The sequence below is a fragment of the Vibrio glycogenivorans genome (genome assembly GCF_051660965.1).
Classification (GTDB): domain Bacteria; phylum Pseudomonadota; class Gammaproteobacteria; order Enterobacterales; family Vibrionaceae; genus Vibrio.
The window spans coordinates 987833-1001943 of the sequence record NZ_JBPVIS010000001.1; the positions used below are offsets into that span (position 1 = coordinate 987833).

Consider the following 14111-nt stretch of genomic DNA (forward strand, 5'->3'; position numbering starts at 1 on the left):
ACTCGCGTGTCTCTGGGCTAATTTAGCGAGTTAATGTCGTTTAACACCGCGATAGGACTACAGTACGAAGGCCGATAAAAGGAGCTTAATGAGGGAATGGTCACCCATGATCCAAAAGCGAATTAAGCTGCTCACTTCAGTAAGAACTACCTCAGAGCCACTCTTGGAGCCAGCATCCCGTTCCCCCTTTATCCTTATTTCCAACTCAGATTAATCACGCCCTGTTGGTTCGTAGTGTGCTTACAATTATTTTACCCTTCTTGTGGATTTTTATTTATTTTACAGGTGCATAGGTCGTTATTTGAATTAATACCTCACTTGGGTATAGGACGTTAAGGCGCTCACTCTGATTTGCTGTGACTGTCCGTCCGGTAATGTTGTGAATTATTTTTTCAATCGCGTATAAGGTGCAAGGTAGAATTTTGAGTATAAAAATGAGGTCCAGATGGCGTGGGTTACTCCCTGTTTACTCGCTGCTTTTTTTCTTTTTTAGCCACATAGGCTTACTTTATGCTGACGAGGAGCACTGGTTGCCCCCTTCGGCCTATTTTGTTGGTCAGGGGCCGGTTGTTCCGGCAAATTCCGAGCGAGCGCTGCCTATTACAACGACGAATGTAGAGCAGGTTGATCTCGAGTTGTTGCGTCCATCTACGCCACAAAAGCTATTGCGTGATTACTATTTGCCTAGCCGTTTATCGGGCTACACGTTAGATCGGTTGCGCCGAGAGTTTGAGAGCGTGTTTATTGAGCGGTATACCGTTAATGGCTATCAGCAGAACCAATCTGTTGCATCTCGTTTGGCGCTGTCCGCTGATCTCGAGCCAGGTTGGTATATTGCCGTTATGAAGCCAGCAGGGTCATTTAGTAACAGCGAGCTGCAAATCCGCTATGTGCTGATCACTGACTTGGGGGTACAAGCTCGCCTGTATCCTGACTCCCTAGCGGTTATTGTTTCTTCTCTGTCTGATGGACTCGCGGTGAAAACTGGCCGCGTCAGGGTGTATGACAAAGATGAGTTAGTCGCCGAAGAAAAGCTTGATGAGCAAGGCACGGCGACACTTCCGGTCAATGTTGGCCGACAGCATAGTATCGTGGTTGATTCGGGACAACAAACCACCTTGCTGCCATTGCAAGAGATCCCTCTTGATTTATCGGAGTTCACCGTAGGTGGAGCGAATTACCAATCTCAACAGGCGTATATATACAGTAATCGCGATCTCTTGAGACCGGGTGATGCCTTACCGTTAAATATTTTGTTGCGTGATGCTGATGGTCGTTTGTTGCCTGAGCAGCCTGTTCACTTGACCTTACGCCGTCCTGATAATCAAGTTGCTCACACTGAAGAGCTCACTGCATTAGCGGCTGGCTTTTACTCAACTGAGCTTGATATCGTGGATAGTGCTCCGGTTGGTCGTTGGCAGGCGGAGGTTCGTACCGACCCAACCGGACAGCCACTTAATCGGTTTAGTTTTCAAGTTGAGGAGTTTATTCCGGAGCGAATGGATCTGATCTTGACCTCTCAGCGCGAGACCATTTTGGCTCACGAAGAGCTGGAACTGTCGTTAAGCGGACGGTATCTCTTTGGCTCCCCAGCGGATGGTAATCGCGTGACCAGTAGGGTTAGTTATCAGCCAATACGCCATCTTAGCGGCCCCTATCAGCAGTTCCATCTAGGACAAGAATTTAGCTTGTACCCTAGTTACTTACGCTTAGATGATATTGAGTTAGACAGCAAGGGGGAAGGTACAATCATGATCCCTGCGCCGGAGGAAGCGTTATTAAGTCCAGTTCGAGGCTCAGTCAGTGTCGATTTGCAAGAATCTGGTGGTCCTTCTGTGCAGCGTCAGGCATCGTTTACCGTGGTTGCGGATGCACCGATGCCAGCGATTCGCCCTCAAACCGGTAGTTTTAGATATAAACAACCTGGTGAGTTTGATATCGCACTGCTTAGCCCTGATGGGCAAGAGTTGCGTAGCGCAGAGCTGGAAGTTGTTCTAGAGCGTAACCGTGGTCCGTATTATTGGAGCTACGAGGAAGGCGCTGGATGGCAGCGTCATCATCAGCCTGAATGGGAGTCGGTTGAAGAACGTAAGGTGGTTGTCAGTGATGATATTGCGCAACAAACCTTCGGTCTAAATTGGGGAAATTATCGCCTAACCGTCACCGAGCCAGAGAGCGGCGCAGTTACCCAGTTTAGTTTCTATGCAGGTTGGTCTGAGAGTACCTCTCAGATAGCCGCTAAGCCGGATCACCTTGATATTTCATTCGACAGCTCAGCCTATGCCAATGGCTCAACGGTTGAGGCGACGTTCAATGCGCCAATTTCTGGAAACTTGCTGGTGAGCGTTGAAGGGAGTGAGCTGCTTTGGAGTGAGCGCATCCAAGTTGAAAAGGGTACCAACCTTGTATCCATTCCGGTATCAGAGCAGTGGCTGCGACACGACCTCTATGTGACCGGCTTGCTGACAGGTAATGGTAAGTCAGCGATACCTCTGCGTTACCTTGGCATCGAACACCTCAAATTGGACCGCAGTGAGCGCACGCTCGAGGTTAACGCTGAACTGCCAGAAAAGCTTGAGCCAATGACCACGGTGCGCATTCCGGTGCAAATTGAACCTGGCCAGGAAGGGCGTTATTGGGCGACCATGTCAATTGTAGACAAAGGTATTCTTAATATCAGTCGCTACCGAGCACAGAATCCAGCCCAATTTATGTTTGGCAGAAAGCGTTACAGCACTGACATTGTTGACCTGTATTCGCGTCTGTATCAAAACCGACCTGACCCGTTTGCAACACCACGCTTTGGTAGTGATGCCGCAACCAGTGATGAGCTATTGGAGACCCCTGATCTCGTTGATGTCAAAACCGTTATTTTGATGAGTGAACTTGTCGAGTTTGATAGCGAAGGCAAGGCTTACTTTGAGTTTGACATTCCAGATTACAATGGTGAAGTTGAGGTCGTTGTGACCGCGTTTGGTGAGCAAGAGTTTGGGCATGTCGCGCGTGATTTAGTTGTTGCTGCGCCATTAGTGGCTGAGCTCGCGGTACCTCGCTTTATCGTGCCGGGTGACAGAAGCGCGGTGACGATTGATCTGCACAACCTCAGTGGCTCTGAGCAAACACTGCATGTTGAGCTGGACACTGGCGCGAGCATCGCTCTGATTGATGAGCAACCGGGTGAAGTGGTCCTCGCCGATGGCGATTTCCGCTCAATACTGATGCGCTTTAATGTTGAACAACAGCACCTGCTTAATCAAACAGAGTTTACCTTGCGAGCGACCGGCGATGAGCTTGGCGTTGAGCGCAGTTGGCGAGTGCCTATTCGCCCTGCTGTTCCTCGTGAGACCTTGCATCAAAAAGCCGTGTTGCCTTCAGGTGGAGAACTAAAACTCACTGTGGGTGACTGGGGTGATTTGACCCCATTGCTTGGGGGTGGAACGGTTCGTTTCAGCCATACACCTCAACTGAACATCGACCACCATTTACAATCTCTGCAGATTTACCCTTATTTGTGCGCAGAGCAGACGACCAGTAAAGCGATGCCTTATGTGTTCGATTCCATCTCGGTGCAGGAGCTACAAAGTGCACTGATTGATGAGGAAGCACAAAAGACTCAACTCAAAAATGCGGTCGATCATCTCGCCTCAATGCAGCGCTCAACGGGTGGTTTTAGCATGTGGGCTGGAAATAGCTGGTCTGAAGCGGGGGATGAAAACCCTTGGGCTTCAGTGTACGTCACAGACTTCTTACTGCTTACCCAACAGCGTTACCCAGGTCTAGTGCCTGAGACTATGTTAGCGAATGCGAAAAAGCGTGTGCAGGCCTATGTAAAACAAAACAGTACACTGCACCGCCTAATACCAAGTAAGGAACAGCGTCAAGTCATTGGCGCGTATGCAGCCTATGTGATGGCGCGTGAAGGAGAGATTAACTGGGGAGATATTCGCAGCTTTGAGCAGCGGTATGCGCCCTCAGTGTTTCGAACTCAATGGCCATCGCGCTTGAGTTATGTGCAACTTAATGCGGCCTTCGCAATGGCAGGGGATCCAGAGCGCGTCGAGGCGATGTTACGCCGCTTATCATCAACTCGTCGTGTAAACGGCTATATTGGTGATTACGGCAGTGAGTTGCGTGATGATGCGTTGGTGTATGCCATATTAGACCAACTAGAACGGCGAGGGTTGATAGACAGTGATCGAGTCGCAGAAACTAAGGTCAAATTGTTTAATCAAACACTTGCTCGAACTAACCAAAAGCGTTGGCTAAGTACGCAAGAAAATAACGCTCTGGTTCTCGCTGGGGGTATTGCCGCCGATCTTAATCGTGCACCATTAACCATAGAGGTTAACGGAGAAAGCCAGACTCATGATGGAGCGGGCTCAGTGGTTGCAAAGCCGGGACTGGTCCTGTCGAACACGACTGATAAGCCTGTTTATATTGAGAGTTTCTTACAGGGCTACTCGAAGAATACGCAAATGGCTCAAAGCAGCATCGATTTCCAGCATGTTAAGCGCACATTGTTTACCGAAGAGGGAGCTTTGTATCAGGGGAGTAAGCCAATACTGCCCGGTGACCGCATTGTGGCACTTATTGAGCTCTCACTTGAAGAAGAAGTGCCTGATGGCATGCTAGTGGACTTGATCCCAGCGGGATTTGTGCTTGAGAACCCAGCTCTAGGTGGGGGAGTCAATCCAGAGGCTTTTGTGGTTCAGGGTGACGATGCGGCCTCGGAGCCGACAAAGCTAGCCGACCTTGTTAACGGTAAACCTCTGTATAGCGAGTTTCGTGATGATCGTTTTGTCGTCGCGGATCATTTCGCAAGTGAGGGCTCTGGGGTGGCATACAGTTATACCTTAAGAGCTGAAGTGCCGGGTGAGTACCAGCTTCCACCACTGTTTATTGAGGACATGTACAGCCCAGAGCGTCGGATCATTCAGCCAGGCAGCATTGAAACCTTGGTTATTGGCGACACTGTGGACTAGAACCGGTAGCGATGAAATTTAAGTGTTTAGTGGTCAGCATTCTGATGCTGACCACTCTTTTTTGGGGGTTGGATAAGCTCTTCCCATTGCCACTGCCGGATAATCAAATGCTGGCACAGGTTGTTGTTGATCGCAAAGGGGAGACTTTACGCAGCTTTGCAGATGACAAGGGAATTCACCGTCACATTATTACCCTTGATGAAGTACCAGATATCTATATCGAGGCGTTGTTAGCGTATGAGGATCGCTGGTTTTATTATCATCCAGGAGTCAATCCGTTGGCTGCTGTGCGTGCAATGGGACAGGTGATCCGCCATCAACGAGTCATCTCTGGCGCTTCAACATTAACGATGCAGGTTGCTAGGATCCTGTCGCCCCACCGCCGCAGTTGGCGGGGTAAGTTGCAACAGGTGTTTCGAGCTTTGCAACTCGAGTGGCACTACAGCAAAAACGAGATCCTAACCTTTTATATCAACTATGCGCCGTTTGGTGGCAACATTGAAGGGATTGAGGCCGCAGCACGGCTGTATTTCAATAAATCGGTTGCTGATATTAACCTGAATGAAGCCCATCTATTGGTTGTCCTTCCGCAGCGTCCATCGTTTTACCGCCCAGACCGTTTTCCCGAGCGCGCACAAGCAGCACGCAATAAGGTGACTCAGCGTATGGTACAGCAGGGCAAACTCGATAAAGATCTTGCAACGCGCTATCAACTTGATCCAGTTAAAGCTGGGCGTTATCGGGTTGCAACAATGGCACCATTGCTGGCAAGGCGACTGCGAAGCTCGCACCCAGATCTAGCCGTTATTCATACAACCATCGATGGACAGCTCCAGGGTCAATTAGAGCAGCTAGTACAACGAGTGAGGTACCATACACCAGAGAAAACCTCGGTTGCGGCGTTGATCGTCGATAACTCGACCAGCGAGGTATTGGCTTATAAGGGATCACTTGATTTTTATAACGATAATCGTTTTGGTCACGTTGATATGGTCACAGCGGTTCGTTCACCAGGCTCGACTCTAAAGCCTTTTATCTATGGACTTGGACTTGATAAAGGACTTATTCACTCTGAAAGTATGCTTGCCGATATTCCAACGGATTTTTTTGGGTATCGACCACGTAATCTCGATGGTCACTTTCGCGGAGCAACGAGTGTGAGTACCGCATTGCGCATGTCACTCAATATTCCACCGATTCAGGTATTGCAGCATTTAACGCCGAAAGAATTTGATGAAGTTTTGCGCTCCACTGGTATTGAACTTCAGCATGATAAATCAAATCTCTCTGTAGGGCTTGGTGGAACCGGAACCAACTTACAGTCATTGGTGATGCTATTTCGTGCTCTGACAGTGGATGGAATGGTCGAGCCTCTTCGCTTCGGTGTTGATTCAGCGTCAGTGCAGGCTACCCCGCTGCTCAGCAAGGAGGCTAGTTGGATAACCCATACGATGCTGGCGAGCATTCCCCCTTATGATCGCCCCGCGAACAAGCTCCGCCGTCAGATCGGATGGAAAACCGGAACCAGCTACGGTTATCGTGACATGTGGGCCGTTGGCTCTAGCCCCGCCTATACCGTCGGAGTATGGGTGGGTAGACCAGATGGCAGCCCTATGGTAGGACACTTAGGTGCGACATTGGCAGGTCCGGTGATGTTTGACCTATTTGATTTGCTGCCCGCAGAGCACAAGCCTTTGCCAAAACCAGATGATGTTGAAATCGTCGAAGTATGTTGGCCAGGGGGAATGGCAAAGCAATTTACGCCATTAGAGAAATGTCAGCAGTTACGACAAGCGATGACGATAGAGGGGCGAACCCCTCCGACATTAGAGTTGCTAACAGGTCAAGTAAAAAACCATCAAATGCCCTCTTCGTTACATACATGGATGAAAAACAAGTATCAGGGAATGCCACAGGCACAACAGCATGGTCATCCAGTGCAAATCAGCAACCTGCGTTCGGGGCAGCATTTTTTTCGACAACAACTTAATCGACTCTCGCTCAAAAGCAATTATCCGTTTGAGGAAGTTCGTTGGTATATAAATGGTAAGTTGACCACCGAGCCAGTTTTACAGTTTGAAAAGCTTCCTGATGAAGTCAATATTTCGGCTTGTAATCGCTTTAGCTGTGATGAGGTATCAATTACCCTGCACTAAAAATGCAGGGGTAAGTGATTATACTTGGCCCACTTGGGAATGAGTTGTATTCATGGAGACGTGGCCCAATTTGGGTTTCAACCTGGCATGGACTTTGGGACAGGATTTATAGCTTTTGGTCACCCATGATCTAATTGGTGTTAAGCGAGCAATCGCAAAAGACTGGATTTGAGCTGTGAGTCAAAGACTCGGGCTTTGAATAACCTCAAATAGCATCCACTGAGAGCTGTCGTCGATTTATTCTAAATAACAGGTCTATACTCTCGATTGGGATCGACGAGATCTCTTACTCGCCGCTTTAGCTGCAAACCAAGCCAGTATCGCTCAAACTGCATCTAGAGGTTATCTGGATACAAACTTGGCTATGTTTGTCGAAGCATAAAACGAGGCAACTGTAACGACTAGAACATTTGTTAGATCTCTTTAAACCTATCTAGCGCTACAACAAAAAAAAACTTACCACACTTAAATTGTTAATTTTATAAGAAGCTTAAGGACGCAATAATTATGAAACTAAGGAAAACCACCCTGATTGCTCTGCCCATGTTTCTAATAGGCTGCGCACATTTTGATGATGTGAGACCAGGTATTGATGGACAACACTATGTCACTGTGTCCGCTAAATCACAGACTGATGCAACTCGAGAAGCCCTCGCTCAAACTCGTCATTACTGTGAACAGTTTTCTAAAGCTCCTGCAATCGTAGAGGAGACGAACAGATTTGAGGCATCGATTTCTCAAGAGCAGTATGAAAGTCGAAAACAGATCGCGAAGGCTGCGCAAGCGGGAGGCACAGCTCTATGGGTGTTCAGTGATGATAAGACCGCTGAAAAAGCAGGCGCAACAACATCAGCGTTAGGTGCTGCTTATCATTCCAGTATGGAAGATGCTTATATCGCGCACATTGTTTTTGAGTGTCGATAGCTGATTCGCTCTTACGACTCTAACACTCAGTCACCCCGACTTGCGCAGATTTATCTAAGCTGGGGAATTTTTGACACTTTACCCTAGGTGAGCTCAAAAACCTCAGAGCCTCCCTTCTCCTAACAAGTCGCGGGCTGATAAAAAGCAAAAGGATCATTATAACTCAACAGGCCATCTACCAAGGTTTCAGACCTGAAAAACCAAAACCAAGATTACGCTGAAATCCACCTGCTTATTGTTTAACCAATTTTGAGCGTTGAGATATCATTTCATTTAACCTACACGCCTGAATAACTCATCGACCATTACTTTAACGTCTACACTGTATCGTTTTCGAGCAAACTAAGTGACAGGATAAGAACTTAATTCGATGGTATTGAGCTATCTACTCCAGCACTAATTAATAGTTTTTAATTTTGAGCATCGCGACAACTGCTAGGGTAAGGCACTGAAAATTTGGGAAAGTTATCTATTTTAAAAATGAGCGCAACTAAAAGAGTTACACGGTGTGCAACAGCGGACATAACACTTATACATTGGCAACAGATTATTGTCACTTTCAACTTACATTCCGTTACCATTATGAAATATTTGTAAACCACATATACATCATTGTTGATTGATATCCCATAAATTGGTAAACGGCAAGTCGCTTAGTATAAATTCGTATATGATACTGGCACGCAATTGAGTGCGGGATTAATAGTTTATCCAATCGTGGCATTTTCTTGGTTAGGAAAGGCCAAAGTAATACAGTTAAACGGAGTTGTTAACTATGAATGTAAAAATGAAACTTGTGTTAGCGAGTGTGGCTTTGGCGTTAGTCGGTTGCTCATCCTCCGTGGCACTGAAAGATGGACAGACGTGGGAAGACTATGGCTATGAGGCTGCGATGCGCGGTGCCAAAGTCCTTGAAGCGTCAAAGTTTGAAGGCAATGCCTTCGCCGAGTATCACAAAGGCTACAAAAAAGGGCTTGGTGAGTTCTGTAGCCAAGACGGTGAAAAAGTTGCCCTATCTGGCGGTTACTACGCGGGTACCTGTGACGAAATTAACCCTAACTTTACTAAAGCATACAAAGCTGGTGTGGCTAAAGCTGAGGCCATGCTGGCAAACAAAGACTAAGTGTCCATTTTGTTTAAATGCTAGCTAGATAGATTACAAGCAAAGTCGTTAAATGGCCTGAGAAGACAAAGACTTCTCAGGCCATTCTTTTTTGTCGAGCGGCTCCGACTAGGCGTACTGCCCTACCAACGCATTCCATCGCGCTCTCTGCTCGAAGAAACGGCGTTTCATCTGTTCGCATTCGAGCTTGGCTACCGATAGCTCATACTTTCTCGATAACTTATTCTTTTTACTCTCCAGCAGGCGCTTTTGCAGGTCGTAATAGTCACCCATCTTGGCAATCAACTGCTCGTACTCAGCCTGCAGGTGAGTCATTAAGTACTGACAGTTTGGACGCTGCGCTAAGTGATCTTTGGCTTTGCTTAGCTTAGCGAGCGCTCTTGCTTTCTCAATGCGAAAATTTGGCGTGATACGCAGATTGCTTGCTAGGCCACAACCTGCCAAACCAGCGATCAGCCATTTGGTTGGGTCGTACTGCCACCAGCGCACGCCATTGCGGTAGTCGCCCTCAAAGATATGGTGAAAATTATGATACCCCTCACCAAAGGTAAACACCGCCAGCACACCATTGTCACGAGCAGTGTTCTTGGTGGTGTATGGCTGAGAGCCCCAAATATGTGCCAGCGAGTTAATAAAGAAGGTCGAGTGATGGCTGAGCACCAACCGAACAACACCTACTACTAACAGCATTCCGAGTAGATCACCATAAATAACCCCGAGAAGTAGCGGGATACCGAAATTGGTTGCTAATGCGAGGGGGATATAGTGGCGGTGCTGCCACATCACAACGCGGTCTTTTTGCAGGTCGCGACAATTAGCATAATCATCATAGCAAGCGTGGTTGTAGTGTCTTAGCATCCAGCCGATATGTGAATACCAGAAACCGCGTTTGGCACTGTATGGATCTCTCTGATTATCATCGACAAACTTATGATGTGGGCGATGATCTGAAGACCAATGCAGGGCACTGTTTTGTAATGCAAATGCCCCGCCAAGAGCAAACAGGACGCGGATCCACTCTTTAGTTTGATAGGCCTTGTGCGACCACAAACGATGATAACCCGCCGTGATCGATAAATTACACAAGCTGAATGTGATCAAAAACCACACTAAGTGATACCACTCAAAGCCAACCTGCCAGGCGTACCAAGGCACACCGATCAGCGCGACTAATGCCGTTAACGCAAAAATCATCACATTAAGCCAGATCAGAGGCGGTTTCTCCTCGATCGTTTTTGCATCCTGTTTCATTTCCCTATTTACCGTTTCAGTGAACAACTGTAAGCTAGAATATCAGCGTACAATTGTAAGCTCAATGACTTTTGATCAGTTTTTGCTGCTTGGCGGAAATTCATACTTCGATCATGGGTTGTTCATATTTTCGCCGCTAAAATGTCATTTTGCTCTTCTATGTTGGTGTGTCAGGATTGACGCTTAGGGATATAAAAATGGAAACGAGTCCATTTCGCTTACCAAGAAAAACCCCATTCGGCATTGGTGAAAACATGGCTGAGTGGGCAACCGGACTAAACCGTCTCGACCGACTTTATGCTCAGCGCCCCGCCGGTTGCGGAGCGAAAGAGTTTTTACGCTTCACGCTAGAGGCTCTTGGTATCGACTATCAGCTCGAGAGTGGTGAAATGAGCTCAGTGCCAACCACGGGTGCGACCATAGTGATTGCCAATCATCCATTGGGCGGTATTGAAGGCGTGATTCTTGCCGAGCTGCTGCTGATGGTAAGACCGGATGTAAAGATTCTAGCCAATCAGTATCTTAAATTGGTACCTGAGCTGAGTGAGCTGTTTATCGGCGTGGATGTGCTTGAGCAAGATCGCAGTAAAAGCGCCAATGTCCATGCCCTGCGTCAGGCTAATCAACACCTTGCCCAAGATGGACTGCTATTGGTTTTTCCTGCTGGTGAGGTCTCGCACCCAACTGCGCGCGATCTGACCTTTGTCGAAGACAAGGCATGGCATCGCTCCGTCGCCTCACTGATCAAGCGCCATAAAGCCACAACCGTGCCCTTCTTTATCCACGGCCATAACTCGAAACCCTTTTATATGGCGGGTAAAATCCACCCGATGCTGCGCACCCTTATGCTCGGTAGAGAGCTACTGAACAAGCAAAGTGCACCAATCTCACTGACTGTAGGTGAGCCGATCAAGTTCAAAGAGATCCACTCGCTCACCGACCAACAAGCGGTGCACTATTTGCGCCTAAACACTTACTTACTCCGCCATCGCGCCCAACATGCGCAGCCCAAAATAGATAATAACCAGTCGATGGCTACAGTGGCTCCCGCCAAGCCTGTTGGCCTGTTATTGGCTGAGATCGCTGCTTTGCCTGCGCAGGCAAAACTGCTTGAAAGTGGGCAGTTTGAGGTTTACTGCACAGAGCAACAGGCCATCCCCCACCTAATGCATGAAATTGGTCGCTTGCGTGAAATCAACTTTCGAGCGGTGGGTGAGGGCACAGGAAAAGCTCTCGATATCGACCAGTTTGACCAGTACTACCGCCACTTGTTTGTCTGGGACAATCAACAGCAACAATTGGTTGGCGCTTATCGATTAGGATTAGTCGATGAGATCCTTGCCAGTCATGGCATTGATGGTCTGTATTCTCGTACCTTGTTTGACTACCAAGAGCAATTTGTCGAGCGTATGAGACAGGGTAATGCGATAGAAATGGGGCGCTCAGTTATCGCCAAACAGTACCAAAAGAGCATGAGTTCCCTGCTCCTGCTGTGGAAAGGGATTGCGACCTTTGTCGCGCGCAACCCACATTACACCCACTTGTTTGGACCGGTGAGTATCAGTGATGAATATAATGATACGGCCAAACAACTCCTGACAGAAACACTGGCTCTGCACCATTACGATCAAGAGTCTGCTTGTTTAGTGAAGCCGCTTAATCCTTTAGTCACAGAGCGTTGCTCTTGGCAGAGTGAACTGCTTGCCTCTCTGGTTGACTTACAACTGCTCTCGCGGGTGATTGCGCGTGTCGATGCCGGCAAAGGGGTGCCTGTGCTCCTCAGGCAATACCTTGCTCTAAATGGTAAGTTGGTTTGCTTTAATGTTGATCCTGATTTCAATAACGCACTTGATGGCCTGATTGTGGTCGATATGCGCAGCGTGCCAAGCAAGACCCTAGGTCGCTACATGGGTACGCAGGGCGCCGAGCAGTACCTCGATTATCACCAATCTTAACGCCCTACCACACAGCCTTGAGTGCTCTTAAGGCTGTGTCTACTCCTCTCCTTGTCGATAAAGTCACTTTATAATCCCAGTGAAATAACCTTGCATATAGGATCTTTAATCAGTCCAATTCGTGATCAATGATCACAATCCACAGCTTTAATTCGCAAAATGATAGCGACAGCAATAAAGTTAATTTACAATGCAAAATAACTTAACAAGGCAACCTAATACTCACATAGGACATTGACCATGAGACTGATTCCTCTTCAAAACGCAGCACAAGTCGGCAAGTGGGCAGCGCGCCATATTGCGGAAAAGATCAATAAGTTTAACCCGAGCGAAGACAAGCCCTTCGTGCTGGGATTACCCACCGGTGGCACCCCGTTGAGCACCTATAAAGAGTTGATCGAGTTGTACCGCTCAGGCTTTGTCAGCTTTAAGCATGTTGTGACCTTCAATATGGATGAATACGTCGGTATTGACCCGAATCATCCCGAGTCCTATCGCACCTTTATGTACAGCAACTTCTTTGATCACGTTGATATTCAGGAGAAGAACATCAACTTGCTCGATGGCTTAGCCACAGATATCGATGCGCACTGCGCCGCGTATGAAGAGAAGATCAAATCCTATGGCAAGATCAACTTGTTTATGGGGGGAGTAGGTATTGATGGTCATATCGCCTTTAATGAGCCAGGATCCTCTCTGCGCTCGCGCACTCGAATTAAAACCCTGACTGAAGACACCCGAATCGCCAATTCGCGCTTTTTTGACAACGATATTGATCAAGTCCCTAAATACGCACTAACGATTGGTGTGGCGACCTTGCTGGATGCCGAAGAGGTGATGATCCTGTCTTTAGGACACAACAAGGCGCTCGCACTACAGATGGCGATTGAGGGCTCAATTAACCACATGTGGACCGTGACAGCGCTGCAAATGCACCCTAAAGCGATCATTGTTGCCGATGAGCCTGCTCAACAAGAGCTCAAGGTTAAGACGGTGAAATACTTCTCTGAGTTAGAGGCGGAGAATATCAAAGGACTCTAATTACAAAGGGGCGAGGAGCGGGTACGGGCTTTGCCCTACGGGGTTCGAGGAGAACTGCGTGCGGGAAATGTCCGATCTAAAGAATGGAAATCCTCAGTGCTTACTTGCCCTAATTACAAAAACTATTTTGAGTCATTATGAGGTTAGGGGGTTGTCTTGGCTTAGGCCTTGGATTAGGCCTGTGACTACCAGTACGATGGTTGAGCGTACTTTTTGGAAATGGCGCATTAGGTACATTTGTTGTAATTCATCAGAGAGATCATTGAGCGCGGCAGTGGAAAATTCAATCGGCATCGATTGCTTGATGGCTTGGACTCGATTGAGCTCAAACAGAATATTCTCATCGCAAAAATCAACCTGCCCTTGCTGCGCCTTGACCCATTCTTTGAGGGTGACAAAGATTTCGATGTCATCGTAGTTGCCCTTACTCAATATCCCGAGACCGAGCAGCAACTTGGTGCGGATCATGATATCCCCCAGTGGACCGTCTGCAGTCAGCAACGGCTCAACAACAAATTTGACCGAATAGTCATCTTTGTGAAAGACATTCTGCAAAAGAGCGTCAATCATATCTTCTAGGGCATCAAAGGCGCAAAGCAGGCACTCTGCAGCGTTATTGGACTCGGCGAGCGCCTCTAGGAGCTCAGTTTCATGGCGACTGTGTACAGGCATAGCGACT

The 14111-nt window shown here is 47.8% G+C and carries 8 protein-coding genes; 6 read left to right on the top strand and 2 right to left on the bottom strand.

Going from position 1 to position 14111, the window contains the following annotated elements; translation table 11 throughout:
• The first annotated feature begins 530 nt into the window (after window positions 1-530).
• From ACSTTG_RS04390 to ACSTTG_RS04405, 4 genes are all read left to right on the top strand, one after another.
• Window positions 531-4982 (top strand): alpha-2-macroglobulin family protein, encoded by a 4452-nt coding sequence (locus ACSTTG_RS04390; RefSeq protein WP_438473877.1) that lies wholly within the window; start codon window positions 531-533, stop codon window positions 4980-4982.
• Window positions 4983-4993: 11 nt separating this feature from the next.
• A complete protein-coding gene (gene pbpC, locus ACSTTG_RS04395; RefSeq protein ID WP_438473878.1) occupies window positions 4994-7138 on the top strand; it encodes a penicillin-binding protein 1C in 2145 nt (714 codons plus the stop codon).
• Between the two features lie 507 nt (window positions 7139-7645).
• On the top strand, window positions 7646-8062 hold the full coding sequence (locus tag ACSTTG_RS04400; protein WP_438459227.1) for a hypothetical protein: 417 nt from the start codon (window positions 7646-7648) through the stop codon (window positions 8060-8062).
• 787 nt (window positions 8063-8849) lie between these two features.
• Window positions 8850-9185 (top strand): DUF2799 domain-containing protein, encoded by a 336-nt coding sequence (locus tag ACSTTG_RS04405; protein ID WP_438459228.1) that lies wholly within the window; start codon window positions 8850-8852, stop codon window positions 9183-9185.
• Window positions 9186-9293: 108 nt separating this feature from the next.
• Here ACSTTG_RS04405 and ACSTTG_RS04410 read toward each other — a convergent pair whose 3' ends face one another.
• Window positions 9294-10436 carry an acyl-CoA desaturase gene (locus ACSTTG_RS04410; RefSeq protein WP_438459229.1) on the bottom strand — a complete coding sequence of 381 codons (1143 nt, stop codon included), beginning with the start codon at window positions 10434-10436 and terminating at the stop codon, window positions 9294-9296.
• 197 nt (window positions 10437-10633) lie between these two features.
• Here ACSTTG_RS04410 and ACSTTG_RS04415 point away from each other — a divergent pair, with 197 nt between their 5' ends.
• Window positions 10634-12391: a bifunctional lysophospholipid acyltransferase family protein/GNAT family N-acetyltransferase gene (locus tag ACSTTG_RS04415; protein WP_438473879.1), complete on the top strand. Its 1758-nt coding sequence runs from the start codon at window positions 10634-10636 to the stop codon at window positions 12389-12391.
• A gap of 240 nt (window positions 12392-12631) precedes the next feature.
• Window positions 12632-13432, top strand: coding sequence for a glucosamine-6-phosphate deaminase (nagB, locus tag ACSTTG_RS04420; RefSeq protein ID WP_438459231.1), 801 nt, complete (start codon window positions 12632-12634; stop codon window positions 13430-13432).
• Window positions 13433-13567: 135 nt separating this feature from the next.
• On the opposite strand, the gene ACSTTG_RS04425 is transcribed toward nagB, so the two are convergent.
• On the bottom strand, window positions 13568-14104 hold the full coding sequence (locus ACSTTG_RS04425; RefSeq protein ID WP_438459232.1) for an MltR family transcriptional regulator: 537 nt from the start codon (window positions 14102-14104) through the stop codon (window positions 13568-13570).
• Window positions 14105-14111: the final 7 nt, after the last annotated feature.

What these genes read in the sequence shown, in the direction of transcription:
- nagB (WP_438459231.1), top strand. Translation starts at nt 12,632, where the DNA reads ATGAGACTGATTCCTCTTCAAAACGCAGCACAAGTCGGCAAGTGGGCA.
- pbpC (WP_438473878.1), top strand. Translation starts at nt 4,994, where the DNA reads ATGAAATTTAAGTGTTTAGTGGTCAGCATTCTGATGCTGACCACTCTT.
- ACSTTG_RS04415 (WP_438473879.1), top strand. Translation starts at nt 10,634, where the DNA reads ATGGAAACGAGTCCATTTCGCTTACCAAGAAAAACCCCATTCGGCATT.
- ACSTTG_RS04410 (WP_438459229.1), bottom strand. Translation starts at nt 10,436, where the DNA reads ATGAAACAGGATGCAAAAACGATCGAGGAGAAACCGCCTCTGATCTGG.
- ACSTTG_RS04405 (WP_438459228.1), top strand. Translation starts at nt 8,850, where the DNA reads ATGAAACTTGTGTTAGCGAGTGTGGCTTTGGCGTTAGTCGGTTGCTCA.
- ACSTTG_RS04400 (WP_438459227.1), top strand. Translation starts at nt 7,646, where the DNA reads ATGAAACTAAGGAAAACCACCCTGATTGCTCTGCCCATGTTTCTAATA.
- ACSTTG_RS04425 (WP_438459232.1), bottom strand. Translation starts at nt 14,104, where the DNA reads ATGCCTGTACACAGTCGCCATGAAACTGAGCTCCTAGAGGCGCTCGCC.